Here is a 14,112-nt window from a genome sequence, read left to right on the forward strand (position 1 = left end):
TCACGAACCTGACGAGGCGCGGCTACAGATCGATTGCAGGACTCGCGGCGTGAGTTACGATCGCAATATTCACTGGATGTTGAAGCACGACTGGAGTCCGGAGCGTCAAAACGAAGGAGAACTCTAGCGCCCAAACCAGAAGAAACCGCCGGGCTGCGAACTGAAGAATGGCGCCGGCTGCCGGGGCGCCCTGGCACGCGGCGGCGCCGGTTTGGGGGCTGGCGCATCCTGAGCCACCGCATCGGCGGTGCCGAAGCCATCACCCGGCAATTGCACGGCAAGCAGCAGGTTGGTTTCGTGCGTGCGCCAGCGATAGCCGATGCCGAAATCGATCGGCTGCGCGCGGTGGAACAGCTCGGCGTAGGATTCCTGGTAGCGGCCCGGGAATTCGGCGATCGGGCCGGCATAGCGGCCGAACGGGAAGAAGCGCCAGCGGCTGTGGTTGAAGTACACGAGCGGAATCCCGGAATCGTCCTGGATGATGGTGGCACTGTTCTTGAGGATGAAGTCGCGCACAACAGTGAAATTGCCGGCGTGCATGAGATAGGAGGCGCTCTTGATCAGGCTGTTGCCGGGCGCAAGCGTCTCGCAGAATTTCAAAAAGCCGCTCGCCTTGACGCCTGAATTGGAGAGATCGGTCGAGAAGTAATAGAGCGTGCGCTCAACGCCATCATTGCCGGCGAAGGTGATGCGCGCACCACGCACCGCGCCCTTCCCTGCCCCTTCCGTGCCAACGATGCCGTTCTCGTCGAGCCCAACCGGCGCGACGCTCCGGATGGTCTTGCCCGAGCGCGCCAGGAACACATAGAGGATCGGCAAGGTGCCGCTGATCTCGCCCGCATGCAGGTCGACCTTCATCTTCTTGGTGATGAAGAAGGAGAAGCTCAGGACCGAAGATAGCGAGCGCTCGACACTGTAGAGCGCGGCACCCACGTCGCCACGCGACAGTCTTGTCAGGTCCGGCACCGAGCCGGTCGGCTCGAGCGCGCTGAGCACATAGGTCGTCGCGCCGGAATAGAAGGCGTCGGCGTAGATGAAGTCGGGCCCGGAGAACATGTAGAACATGGTCGGCCGCGGGGCGGCGAGATTGGTCTCCGCCCAGGCGCGGATCTTCGACAGCTGGCGCTGCTCGAGCTGCGCAAAGGCCTGGTCGAAGAATCGGGCATGCTGTTGCCAGGCAGGATCCCTGGTCAGCGGAACCAGCGGAGAGTCCGCTGACGGCATCATCCCGGCAAGGAAGCGCGCGGTATCGTCTGCGGTCGCCGTGTCGGCGGCACGCGCCGGCAGCGCCGCGAGCAGAATCGCGAAAGCGAGCGCGACAGCTTTCAATGGCAAGAACATCCTCATTCGCGACCCGATGCTCCGGCGGCCGCCGGGCGCGCCGCCCCTTTGCGGAAAACGGCGTAGATCAAAAGGCCGGAAAGCATGATCAAAGTGCCAAGCGCCGACTGCAGCGGACGGTCGGTCAACAGATAGTACATCATGAAACCGGTCACGAGCAGGAAAACCACAGGGGTGACCGGGTATCCCCAGGCGCGGTAAGGCCTCGGCAGGTCGGGGCGCGTGATGCGCAGCTTGATCACGCCTGCTACCGTGAAGAACGAGCAGAACAGCAGCGCGAACTGGATGAAGTCCAGCACCGCCTCGAAGCTGCGCGTGAACAGCATCAGCGTCGCCACCGCAAGCTGGAACAGAATCGCATAGGCCGGCGCGCCGCTGGCCGAGTGGCGGGCGAAGATCCGCAGCGCCGGGATGTCCTCGCCCATCGTCATCATCACGCGCGGACCGATCCACATCATCGCGCTGATCGAGGAGATCAGCCCGACACAGATCATCGCGCCGACAATGCGGCCGCCGAGCTCGCCGAAGATATAGCTGCCGGAAATGCGGGCGACGTCGATCTGGCCGGCAAGCTGGTCGATTGGCGCGGTGTGGAGGAACACCGCGTTCAGGGCGACGTAGAGCACGAGCACGATCAACGTTCCCGAGAGCATCGCGCGCGGCAAATTGCGCTCCGGCAGGTGCATCTCGCCGATGATGTAGGTCGCCGCGTTCCAGCCGGAGAACGAATACATCACGAACACCAGGCTGATCGCGAACGGTGCGCTGACGATATGGGAAAGATCGACTGAGGTCGGCGCGAACGAGATCGGCTGCGGCGTCGCGATCAAATATCCGGCGACGAGAAACCCGACGATCAGCACCACCTTCAGGATGGTCGCGACCAGCTGGAAGGTCGAGGAATGCTTGACGCCGGTGAGTTGGACGATCGACACCAGCCACACCACGCCGAGCGCCAGCACGAGCGGCGGCGCGTCCGGCAAGACCGACTTGCCGTATTCGCCGAACGCCATGGCGGCGAGCGCGACCGGTGCGGCGAAGCCCACGGTCGCCGACACCCAGCCGGCGACGAATCCGAACGCCGGGTGATAGGCGCGGCTCAGGAAATTGTACTCGCCGCTCGAGCGCGGAAACATCGCACCGAGTTCGCCGTAGGAAAATACGCCGCACAGCGCGACGATGCCACCGACGGTCCACAGCAGGAGGATCGAGAAGCCCGACGGGATGTCCTTGACCTGAAAGCCGAGGCTGGTGAAAACGCCGACGCCCACCATGTCGGCAACCACGATGGCCGTGGCCACGAGGACCGAAACGGTCGAACCGCTGCCGGGGAGCGAACCGGACCATGTCGCGCTGCCCGTGTGTGATGCCGCCATATCGGACCGTACCTTCAGCGCTACGCGCTTCGACGATTCTCATCGTGCAGGCGGAAAACGGCCAATTCAAGCAACGTTAACAAGCACCTAACTCCGGCCAAGGTTTAGGTATCATAATACCAAATTATTGCCTTCAAAGGGCCGACCTTTGTGTAAACACGAGAGACGACCCACAATCGCGACACGATTGGATGGTCTTCTTGCACCTTCCGGATGGGGAATTTTCCGGAAGCTTAACGTCACCTAAACACCGGTGCGCTCAGATTCGGCGTTTGCCGGGAGTTCGGGGTAGCGGGTGGATGATCGGGGCAGCGAACCCAACATTCCAGAAGTGTGATCGCGCGAACCGGCCAATGTCCCCGGCCGCGCGGTCGCGCTGGCCGAGGTCTCCGTGGCGCTGGGTCGCGACCGCCTCGCTGCTTCTACCGCTCGCGACCGTGCTGGCTCAATGCGGCAGAGCGCCCAGCGCCTCGGCGCTGGCGGCGAACACACACGCGGTTGCGAGCGATACGTTTGTGGATCGCTTCCCGGCACCATCGTTCAAGGAACGCTTCCCGACCGAGCAGGAAAGGCTCGTGCAGCGCCAGGCCACCGCGTCGGCGTCGGCATCCGAGCCGCAGCCGCAGCGTCCCGCGCCGGTCCGGACGGCTTCGCTGACACCCACGCTCAATCTGCCGAAGCCGAGCGAGCGCGAAGAGCTGACCACGCTGGTCAGCATGAAATCCTCCGCCTTCCCTTATTTCGGCAACAACCCGCGCTCGGATGCGCCGTTCCTGAATGTCACGGACGGCAGCCGCAAGGGCCATCGCAGCTATTCGGGCCGCGTCTATTGGCAGGACGAGACCTACAATGACAGCCGCGTCCTGATGCACGTGCCCGAGAATTTCGACGTCAGTAAGCCGGGCGTGATCGTGGTGTTCTTCCACGGCAATGGCGCAACCCTCGAGCGCGACGTGCGGGACCGCCAATTGGTGCCGCAGCAGATCTCGGACTCCGGCGTCAACGCGGTGCTGCTGGCGCCGCAGATGGCGGTCGATGCCGCCGATTCCAGCGCCGGAAAATTCTGGCAGCCCGGCGGCTTCAAACGTTTCCTCGACGAATCCACCTCCCACCTCGCCCGCCTCTATGGCGATCCCAAATCGGCGGCTGCCTTCGCCAACATGCCGGTCGTGATCGTCGGCTATAGCGGCGGCTTCCTGCCGACCGCCTGGAGCCTCGAGGTCGGCGGCGCCACCAGCCGCGTGCGCGGCGTGGTGCTGCTGGATGCGGTCTATGGCGAACTCGACAAGTTCGCCTCCTGGATCGAGAACAACCGCAGCGGTTTCTTCGTGAGTTCGTATACCCGCTACACCAAGCGGCATGATCAGGAACTGATGACGATGCTCAGGAACAAGGGGATCCGCGTCCGCGAGAGCATGGACGGGCCGTTGCAGCCCGGCAGCGTCGCGTTCGTCCAGACCTCCGACGGCGTCACCCATCGCGATTACGTCACGCTGGCCTGGACGCAGCACCCGGTGAAAGAAGTGCTGGTGAAGATGGCGGGAGGCGCATCGCTTGCGCGGATCGCAAGCGCTCCGGCATCGGCGAGTCGCTAGAGCGTGATGACTTTTCTTCGAATCGTCATCCCGCTCTAGCTCTTTAGTTTGAGCATGATCTTTTTCGGAAAACCGGTCTCCACTTTTCCGGATCATGCTCAAGTTCATCACTCCGCCGCCGCGTGGCGCGGCCTGGTCAGCAAGATGGTCAGAAGTGCCAGCGCGACGAAAGCCGCGGACACATAGCCTGCGCCGTGCAGCCAGCTATTTGCGAACAGCGCGCCGCCGATCGCGGAGCCGATCGCCTGCCCGATATAGAGCACGGAGGTGTTGAGCGAGACCGAGGCCGATGCAAGCGCCGGCGCCGCCGCAACCAGCCGCACCTGCTGCATCGAATTGGTGGAGGCAAAGCCAAGCCCCCAGATCGCAACCGAGGCGGCCATCAACGCATAGATGCCCGCGCTCAGCGCCCATCCGGCAACGCCGGTCAGCATCAGCGAGGTAAACAGCACCGACGTCCGATACGGCCCCCAGGAATCGACGATGCGGGTTGCGATCATGACGCCGATGAAGCCGCAGACGCCGTAAAGGCCGAAGGCGAGCCCGATGGCGTTGGGGCCGGCCCCAGTCAATCTTGCAAGCAGCGGCCCCATGAAGGTGAAGATGACGAACTGGCCTGACATGTGCAGCGTTGTGATCGCCAGGAGCACGAGCACCATCCGGTTGCGGCCGAGCTCGATCCAGGTCTTCAGATCGACGGGCGCGCCGAGCAATCCGTGCGGCAATCGCCACAACAGCAGCGCGCAGCTCACGCAGCCGATCAGCGCGATGCCGCCATAGGCGGCGCGAAAGCCATAGTGGCTTGCAATAAAAGTGATCAGCGGTAGCCCGACAGCAGCCGCGAGCGACCAGCCGAGGAAAATATAGGCGATGGTCGAGCCGCGCCGCTCGACCGGTACGATCAGCGCCCCGGTGCCGGCCGCTTGCGGCGTATAGAGCGCGCCGATCGCCAGCATGATGAGGCGAATGACCAGAAGGCTCGCGTAGTCAGGCGCCAGGGCGGAGGCAAGATTGGTGACCGTGAGCACCGCGAGCGTGACGCCGAGCAAAGTGCGGCGATCGATGCGGCTGGTCAGCCATGCCGTCAGCGGCGAGCCGATGCACAACACCATCGCACCGAAGGTGATCAAGAGCCCCGCGGCGTGGATCGAGATATCAAGTGCACCGGACAGTTCCGGAAGCATCCCCGCCGGCGCCAGCACGGAGCAGCCGGTGACGATATTTCCCAGCATCAGGGAGGTGGGCGCAAAACGGCGCGTGGCGGGCATCCTTTTCATGCAAATGCATGTAAACCAGGCGGGCGAAGAAGAAAAGGCCAGATGTCAGCGCTGGCCATGAAGTTCGTCGATCGGTCACATTCGCGAACGAACTCGCGGGGCGGTTGCCGGAGCGCCATCGAAACCTCGCAATACCAGCGATTGAAGCGCTCGCGAGCGCGACAATCCGGCCGATTGCCCGCCGATTTCTTGATATTGCCGGATTGCGTCGGCCCAATCGCCTGCTATATCGCTGCTTCAGCTTACCTGCGCTCGTTCGCAGGAGTGAGCCACAGGAGAATGTCATGCCCGACGAGCACAAGTCCGAGTCCGGATTCCAGTACAGCCTCAGCAACCTGAAGCCCGCCCAGCCCGTGGAAAAAGTCACCCTCACCTTCCCTGACGGGGCGAAACGCGAATTCCCCAGGAACACCACCGGGCTCGATATCGCCCAGGGCATCTCGCCCTCGCTGGCCAAACGCACGGTGGCGATGGCGCTGGATGGCGTTCTGTATGACCTCAAAGATCCCATCACTGAGGATGCCAAGATCGAGCTGATCTCGCGTGACGACGCGCGCGCGCTGGAACTGATCCGGCATGATTGCGCCCATGTGCTGGCGGAAGCCGTGCAGTCGCTGTGGCCGGGCACGCAGGTCACGATCGGCCCGGTGATCGAGAACGGCTTCTACTACGACTTCTTCCGCAACGAGCCGTTCACCCCGGAAGATTTTGCCGCCATCGAAAAGAAGATGCGCGAGATCATCGCGCGCGACAAACCCTTCACCAAGGAAGTGTGGTCGCGCGAGAAGACCAAGGAGGTGTTCCGCGACAAGGGCGAGGCGTTCAAGGTCGAGCTGGTCGACGCCATTCCCGGCGACGAGCCGATCAAGATCTATTTCCAGGGAGACTGGTTCGATCTCTGCCGCGGTCCGCACATGACCTCCACGGGGAAGATCGGCAACGCCTTCAAATTGATGAAGGTCGCGGGCGCCTATTGGCGCGGCGATTCCAACAATCCGATGCTGACCCGCATCTACGGCACGGCCTTCGCGAAACAGGACGATCTCGACGCCTACCTCAAGCAGATCGAGGAAGCCGAGAAGCGCGACCATCGCAAGCTCGGCCGCGAGCTCGACCTGTTCCACTTCCAGGAGGAAGGCCCGGGCGTGGTGTTCTGGCACCCCAAGGGCTGGACCATCTTCCAGCAGTTGATCGCCTATATGCGCCGCCGCCTCGCCGGCGACTACCAGGAGGTCAACGCGCCGCAGATCCTCGACAAGGTGCTGTGGGAGACCTCGGGCCATTGGGACTGGTACCGCGAGAACATGTTCGCGGCGCAGTCCGCCGGCGACGAGGCCGAGGACAAGCGCTGGTTCGCGCTGAAGCCGATGAACTGTCCGGGGCATGTGCAGATCTTCAAGCATGGTCTGAAGAGCTATCGCGACCTCCCCTTGCGGCTTGCCGAATTTGGCGTGGTGCATCGCTACGAACCGTCAGGCGCGATGCACGGGTTGATGCGCGTGCGCGGCTTCACGCAGGATGATGCGCATGTGTTCTGCACCGAGGAGCAGCTCGCCGACGAGTGCCTGAAGATCAACGACCTGATCCTCTCGACCTACGGCGATTTCGGCTTCGAGGGCGAACTCACCGTCAAGCTCTCGACGAGGCCGGAAAAGCGCGTCGGCACCGACGCGATGTGGGACCATGCCGAACGCGTGATGGCGACCGTGCTGTCGGAGATCAAGGCCAAGGGCAGCAACCGCATCAAGACCGAGATCAATCCGGGCGAAGGCGCGTTCTACGGGCCGAAGTTCGAATATGTGCTGCGCGACGCCATCGGCCGCGACTGGCAGTGCGGCACGACCCAGGTCGACTTCAACCTGCCGGAGCGGTTCGGCGCGTTCTATATCGACCATGACGGCTCGAAGAAAGCGCCCGTCATGGTTCACCGCGCGATCTGCGGCTCAATGGAACGCTTCATCGGCATCCTGATCGAGCACTATGCCGGCAATTTCCCGCTCTGGCTGGCGCCGGTGCAAGTGGTCGTCACCACCATCACCTCCGAAGCCGACGAATATGCCAAGCAGGTGGTGGCCGAAGCACGGCGCGCCGGTCTGCGGGTGGAGATCGACCTGCGCAACGAGAAGATCAACTACAAGGTCCGCGAGCATTCGCTGGCAAAGATCCCGGCGCTGCTCGTGGTCGGCAAGAAGGAAGCCGAGACCCATTCGGTCTCGGTGCGACGGTTCGGCAGCGAAGGCCAGACGGTGATGCCGACTGCGGACGCCCTCGCCGCACTGGTCGACGAGGCGACGGCGCCCGACATCAAGCGGGCGAAGTCGCTGTCCTGATGCTTTAATCCGTCTAAACTCGCTTCCGGTCGCGGGCGTTCGCCCCTATCTCGTGGCAAGAATGTCCGCGACCCGCCAGTTTAAGGAAAGCAGCAGTGCCCGACGCCATTGAATTGTTGAAGACCCGCCGCTCGGTGAAGCCGCGCGAAATGACAGGCCCCGGCCCCTCGCCGACCGAGCTCGAGACCATCTTGACGATCGGCGCGCGGGTGCCGGACCACGGTAAGCTCGCGCCCTGGCGCTTCATTGTGTTCGAAGGCGAGGCGCGCAACCGCGCCGGCGATGTCATCGCGAGCGTGTTCGCCAAGAAGAACCCGGGCGCGCCGACGGCCGATATCGAGGTTGAGAAGCGGCGGCTCACCGATGCGCCGCTGGTGATCGGCATCGTCAGCTTCACCAAGCCGCATCCGAAGGTGCCGCCGTGGGAGCAGGAACTCTCCGCCGGCGCCAGCGCAATGAACATCCTCACCGCGGCGACCGCGCTCGGCTACGGCGCGTGCTGGCTCACCGGCTGGTTCGTCTTCGACCGCGATGTGCTCGACGGTCTTGGCCTCAGGCCCGACGAGAAGCTCGCAGGGCTGATCCATATCGGCAAGCCGACCAAGCCGAACGAAGACCGCCCGCGGCCGGCGCTGTCGGATATCGTGACGCGGTTCTAGCGCTTCTCCCTCGCCCCGCTCTTGCGGGGAGAGGGTCGGGGTGAGGGGTTGCTCCGCGATCACGGTGACAGATGAGTTGGCGGACACTCCCCCTCACCCGAAATTCAAGCTGTGCTTGAATTTCGACCTCTCCCCGCGCGCGGGGCGAGGTGCACCCGAGCTCGCTTCTTGATCCGAAGAAAAGCCGCGCGCCGGAGACAGCCTCAGAACGACTTCCGCGTGCAGCCCTTTGGCGGCGGCTCGCCTCCGAAACGCGCCGCGGTCCATGCCATGAGTGGCTCCTCGAGTTTTGAGCCCGGCTGCACCATGCCGTGGTCGAGCCCCACGAAGGTCCAATATTCGAGCCGTTGGCCGGCGGCGCAGCGCTCCTCGACATAGCCTGCGGTCGCCGCCGGCGGCACGACGTCATCCTCCGCTCCTTGCGCGATCACCACAGGCGCCGCGATCGGATGGTCGGCGCCATTCTGCGCAAGCCTTGCGGCAAGCGCCGGGTTGCTGCGTGTCGCCAACGCAGGCCCCTCGAACGTTGCGGTGAGCGCCGCCGCCCGCACCGGCTCCTCCTCCGGCAGGAACCCGCACAGGCCCGCAATCTCGCGCGCGGCCGCAAGCGCCTCCGGCCGAACCGCCTGCTCGAAGCTAATGTCTGGATAGAAGCGGCTATAGGACAGCGCGACATACGGCCCGAGCCGCTTGTCGACCCCCTGGTTCATCGCAAAAATGTCCAGCAGATTGGTGCCCGGCGCGATCGCGGCAACGCCCGCGATCTCGATCTCCGGCGCGTAGCGCGGACCGATAATGCCGGTCCACAACGCGGCGTGTCCGCCCTGCGAATACCCCCACACCACAGTGCGCGGATCGAGCGTCAGTTCGGGCATCTGCCGTGCGGCGCGCACCGAGTCAAGCGCGGCGCGCGCCTCGCCCTCGCCGATGAGATAGGGATGCGGGCCGCCCTTCTCGGCAAATGAGTAGTCGGTGGCGACGATCACCCAGCCTGCTCGCACGATCCGATCGAGCACCGGAATCCCCACGGCCGGGGCCGATAGCAGCGACGGCATGCATTTCTGCTGCATTCCGATCGTGCCGTGCTCCCAGGTGATCACGGGGCGCGGGCCCGCGGGCGGATCGATCGGCGCAAACACGGTCGCGACGGCGGTTGCACGCGTGGTGTCGTTTACCGTCGTCGTGTAGAGGATGCGCCAGCGCCGCATGCCGGCCGGCAGCCTGACGTCCCGGAGCGGCTCGCTGCGCAGCAGCGCGCCCGGCGCGTCAGGCACTTGCGCCGGCGGATCATAGAACGCATCGGGCGCCCGCACCGTGACTCCGGCAAACATCTCTTGAGCGGAGGCCTCGAGCGGCGTGCCGACAGCGCGCGCAAGCAGAAGCGGCAGCACGGCGAGCCGGATTACGCGAGCGATGGTCATGGTCATGGCCCGCGCCCAATATCGCCGCGAGCCGACAAATTTGCGGCGGAGACCGCCGCGCGACAAACGGCGTCAGGCCGCCTTCGATGCGCGCCCGGCAAAGCCTGCGAGCAGCGTTGCGATCTCGTCCGCCGGCCGCGCCGCGCTGAACAGGAAGCCCTGCACCTCGTTGCAGCCCTCGGCGCGCAGCCAGTCGAGCTGATCAACCGTCTCCACGCCCTCCGCGGTGGTGGTGATGTTCAGGCTGCGGCCGAGGCCGGAGATCGCGCGCACGATCGCCACGCAATCGGTACGGCGCGCCAGATCCTTGACGAAGGAACGGTCGATCTTGATTTTGTCGAACGGAAAGCTGCGTAAGTAACTCAGGCTGGAATAGCCGGTACCGAAATCATCCATCGAGATACTGACGCCGAGCTCGCGGAGCTGGTGCAGGATCGCCAGATTGGCCTCGGTCTCGGCAAGGAACACGGACTCGGTGATCTCGAGCTCGAGCCGTCGCGGCGACAGGCCGGAATGCGCCAGTGCCGAGATCACCGCCTGCACCAGATTGCGGCTGCGGAACTGCACCGGCGACAGGTTGACCGCGACCTTGATCTCCTCGGGCCATTTCATCGCTTCCGAACAGGCTTCGCGCAGGACCCATTCGCCAAGCTGGACGATCAGGCCGATGTCTTCGGCGACCGGCACGAACTCGGCCGGCGAGATCATGCCCTTTTCCGGATGGCGCCAGCGCAATAGCGATTCGAACCCGCTGATCTTGTCGGCGGCGATGTCGACCAGCGGCTGGTAATGCAGCTCGAATTCACCGTTGGCGAAGGCGTGGCGCAGGTCGCGCTCGAGATCGCGGCGCTTCTGCGCCTGGCGGTCCATCTCGTGCTCGAAGAAACGATGCACGCCGCCGCCGTCCGACTTGGCGCGATAGAGCGCCATGTCCGCATTGCGCATCAATTCCTCCGAGCTGGTGCCGTCGCCCGGCGACAGCGCGATGCCGACGCTCGCGCCGACCACCACTTCGATGCCGTCGATGTCGTAGCACACGCTCAGCGTCCCGATCAGGCGTTCGGCGAAATCGCTCGCCTCGTTCGGTGTGACATCAGAGAGAACGATCGCGAATTCATCGCCGCCGAGCCGCGCGGCCAGATTGTCGCCGGTGATATCGGCCGTGAGCCGCTCGGCAACCTGCTTCAGGAGCCGATCGCCCATCGCATGGCCGAAGGAGTCGTTGACGTTCTTGAACAGGTCGAGATCGACGCACAGCACCGCGACACGCTTGCTCCCCGACTTGCTCCGCAGCAGCGCCTCGCGCAGGCGATCCTGGAAGAAATCGCGGTTCGCCAGATTGGTCAGGCCGTCATGATGGGCCATGTAGGCAATGCGGGCCTCGGCCTTGCGCCGCTCGGTGATATCGACCAGGGCCACGAGGTAGCCGTCGCGGCCGTCGAACGAAACGCGGCGACCGAAGGTCAGCACATGGATCTCGCTGCCATCCGCCTTGATGTGCCGCCAGTCGCGGCTGGAATGGTAGACGTCGCCGATCTCCTGCAGCGCCTTGCTGTGGGAGGCCCATTCGTCCTCCGGCCAGATCTCGCGCAACTTCATGCTCAGGAATTTCTCGCGCGGATAGCCATAATGCTGGACCGCGGCGTCATTCACCCCAAGGAATTCCATGGTGGCGGCGTCGAACACCCACATCGGCATCGGGTTGTTCTCGAACAGCAGGCGGAACGAGACCTCGCGCCGCTTCAGCGCCGTGACATCGGACAAGGTCAGCGACAGCATGTCGCCGAACGCCGTGACGGCGAGCCGCAGGCAGCGGTCCTCGCTCTCGATCTCGAACTGGGTGCCGCTGGTCCTGCGGACGGTCTCGCGCAGCCGCTCGGTCACATCGGCCGCGCCGAGCAGGTTTCCGCCCGCGCTGAGCCTCTGCCACAACAGCTCGTGCTCGGGCCGCTTCAAGAGCTTCGCCGCGCCCTGATTGAGATGGATGATCTGGAAATCGAACGGTTCGCCACGCCGATCGCGAATGGCGGCCAGCGACAGCACGCCTTCATCGGTCGCCGCGAAAATCGTATCGAGCAGATTGTACTGGGCGCCGCGCTCGTTGACGTAGGCCCCGATCAGCGTGCCGCCCCAGCGCGAGCAGGTCGGCAGCGCCAGCACGTCATAGGTGCGGACCAGGCCGTCGCGCACGCAATGCGCCGTGGCAAGATAGGGCCGGTCATTGAGGGCAGCGTTGGCGGCGGCTTCGCCGAGCGCGGTCGCGCAATCCGGCGGCAGCTCGTTCAGCGTCATGTCCCAGCGGTCGTCATTCAGCCATTGCTGGATGTAGCGGCCGGGCTGCGAAACGGCGAGCGCGCCGCCCCTTTCCTTGAGCAGGACGATGTGGTCGGCGAGCCGGCCGAGGCTGCCGAGCATCACGTCCTCATAGCGGGGCAACCTGTCGCCCGGACGCAATGCGGCTTGCCACTTGCGCTTGAGCACCGGGACGTCGCCGAACATTTCTGTGTTGAATTTTCCCGACGACTTCTTCGCCGCACTCATGACGCGCCCCGAACCACCAGATCATGGTCCGACGAAGATCGGATCACGACCTCACTTCACATTCGAGCATGATCACGGCGCAAACGCTCCGCGTTTGTCGCGAGGGAAAACCGGCTTCCCCTGTCCGATTTCATGCTCCAGTCCCCGCCCGCATCCAAATCAGGCTCGCTTAAAGCAATGTAAAGATTGCGCGGGCGACGGGGCGTCGGCGCTATTATGACAGTTCAAAGTCAGATCTTGGTTAGTGCGCGTTAGAGACTATGACAGTCGCTGAAAATTTTACTCGTATCTAGCGCGCGATGACTTCCACCTCGCCGTCGACGCCGTTCACGACGTTGAAGGGCCGTTCGAACACCTTGCCCTCGTTCTTGGCAATGGCGCGGTACTCGCCTTCTGAGAGCACGACGCGGGGGAAGGCGCCGATCGATTCCTTGATGACGTCGCCGCCCGGCGTGATCACCGACCATGCGGTATTCGCCAGCGCCTCGCCACCTTTTTCGCCGACGAGCTTCAGCGTGATGACGGCCGCGCGATGCATGACGGTCGCGTCGGTGAGCTTGCCGGCCTGGACGCGGATGTCGGAACGCACCACCGAATTGGCGTCGCCATAGTTGGAGACGATGTGATAGGTCCCCTCCGGCAACAGCGCGACGTCGCCGGCGGCGACATTGGGGACCAGGGCGCCGCGGTCCGCTCCGTCGAACTGGCTGCCCTTGTAGATCGCAAACGAAATCTGGTTCGGCGGAATCTTGCTGGAGCCGACCCGGCCTTCGATCCGCAGGCCGCCGGCCGGCAGGATGAAGGACTCGCGATCGGTCTCCGACTTCAGGCTCACGGCGCGCACGGCGCTGACCAGGCCGAGCGCCACATGGACCACGTAATTGCCCGGCGGCAACACGATGTTGGGGCTGGCGCCGCGGTCCTCACGGATCAGCTTGAAGGTGCCGTTGTCATCAGGCTTGTCGGCAAAGACCCGCCATACCAGGCCATTGTTGATAACCGGCAGATCCTTGCCATAGCGGGCGGTCAGCGAGAGCACCGCCTGGTTCGCAGTCTGCGTCCCCGGCGGCGGCCCGGCCGGCGGGGCCGTGGTGGTCGAGGGCTGCATGATCGTCGGCTGGGTCAATGGGGCCGGCAGGCTTGGTGCCGATCCCGCCCCGGAAGGCGGCGCGAGGTTAATCGCGGGCCCGGCATCGGGAACCGCGGCCGGCGGTACCGGGGGCGGCCGCTCACCAAACCATTGCGCCGAAACGGCGGTCGGAACCGCTAATTCCAAGGCGAGAACAAGCCAAATCACCGAGCGAAGCAGCACGCCCCGCCCGCATCGTCCGATGCGATCGCCCCAAACAGTCATGGAATGATGCTTTTCAACGAAAACGCGGCAAATTCAAGCCTCCGTAGTCCTGCAGGGTTGCTGTTGTGGAACCCACGCTTCCACCCTGGCCTGGCGGTCGCGCTCAAGTCACAATCCCTCCCTACGCGCTATGCTCCTAGGGCATAAACCATGCATGCGAACGATTCTGGCGGCGCCTCGTCGCGGAGCCTAATCTCGCGTCGGCAGGAGAAGTCAGA

9 protein-coding genes are annotated in these 14,112 nt (G+C 64.2%); 3 read left to right on the forward strand and 6 right to left on the reverse strand.

Going from position 1 to position 14,112, the window contains the following annotated elements; genetic code table 11:
* Positions 1-123: 123 nt before the first annotated feature.
* Both AC5ZG1_RS05370 and AC5ZG1_RS05375 read right to left on the reverse strand, forming a co-directional pair.
* Positions 124-1,341 carry a hypothetical protein gene (locus AC5ZG1_RS05370; protein ID WP_456644680.1) on the reverse strand — a complete coding sequence of 406 codons (1,218 nt, stop codon included), beginning with the start codon at positions 1,339-1,341 and terminating at the stop codon, positions 124-126.
* A gap of 2 nt (positions 1,342-1,343) precedes the next feature.
* Positions 1,344-2,717: an APC family permease gene (locus AC5ZG1_RS05375; protein WP_496132183.1), complete on the reverse strand. Its 1,374-nt coding sequence runs from the start codon at positions 2,715-2,717 to the stop codon at positions 1,344-1,346.
* Positions 2,718-3,016: 299 nt separating this feature from the next.
* On the opposite strand from AC5ZG1_RS05375, the gene AC5ZG1_RS05380 reads away from it, so the two are divergent.
* Complete coding sequence (locus tag AC5ZG1_RS05380; protein WP_496132184.1) at positions 3,017-4,312, forward strand: alpha/beta hydrolase; 1,296 nt, start codon at positions 3,017-3,019, stop codon at positions 4,310-4,312.
* 107 nt (positions 4,313-4,419) lie between these two features.
* Here AC5ZG1_RS05380 and AC5ZG1_RS05385 read toward each other — a convergent pair whose 3' ends face one another.
* On the reverse strand, positions 4,420-5,589 hold the full coding sequence (locus AC5ZG1_RS05385) for an MFS transporter (protein WP_496132185.1): 1,170 nt from the start codon (positions 5,587-5,589) through the stop codon (positions 4,420-4,422).
* A gap of 284 nt (positions 5,590-5,873) precedes the next feature.
* Between AC5ZG1_RS05385 and thrS the strand changes: the two genes are divergently transcribed.
* Positions 5,874-7,919, forward strand: coding sequence for a threonine--tRNA ligase (gene thrS, locus AC5ZG1_RS05390; protein ID WP_496132186.1), 2,046 nt, complete (start codon positions 5,874-5,876; stop codon positions 7,917-7,919).
* Positions 7,920-8,014: 95 nt separating this feature from the next.
* Entirely contained in the window at positions 8,015-8,578 is a 564-nt protein-coding gene (locus AC5ZG1_RS05395; RefSeq protein ID WP_496132187.1) for a nitroreductase family protein, read from the forward strand.
* A gap of 203 nt (positions 8,579-8,781) precedes the next feature.
* Here AC5ZG1_RS05395 and AC5ZG1_RS05400 read toward each other — a convergent pair whose 3' ends face one another.
* The 3 genes from AC5ZG1_RS05400 to AC5ZG1_RS05410 all read right to left on the reverse strand — a co-directional run bounded on the left by AC5ZG1_RS05400 (position 8,782) and on the right by AC5ZG1_RS05410 (position 13,894).
* Positions 8,782-10,005 carry a lipase family protein gene (locus tag AC5ZG1_RS05400; RefSeq protein WP_496132188.1) on the reverse strand — a complete coding sequence of 408 codons (1,224 nt, stop codon included), beginning with the start codon at positions 10,003-10,005 and terminating at the stop codon, positions 8,782-8,784.
* 66 nt (positions 10,006-10,071) lie between these two features.
* Entirely contained in the window at positions 10,072-12,540 is a 2,469-nt protein-coding gene (locus AC5ZG1_RS05405; RefSeq protein WP_496132189.1) for a putative bifunctional diguanylate cyclase/phosphodiesterase, read from the reverse strand.
* 289 nt (positions 12,541-12,829) lie between these two features.
* Positions 12,830-13,894, reverse strand: a complete 1,065-nt coding sequence (locus AC5ZG1_RS05410) for an RgsD C-terminal domain-containing protein (RefSeq protein WP_496132190.1) — start codon at positions 13,892-13,894, stop codon at positions 12,830-12,832.
* Between the last annotated feature and the right edge of the window lie 218 nt (positions 13,895-14,112).

The sequence above is a fragment of the Bradyrhizobium sp. Leo78 genome, assembly GCF_059512425.1.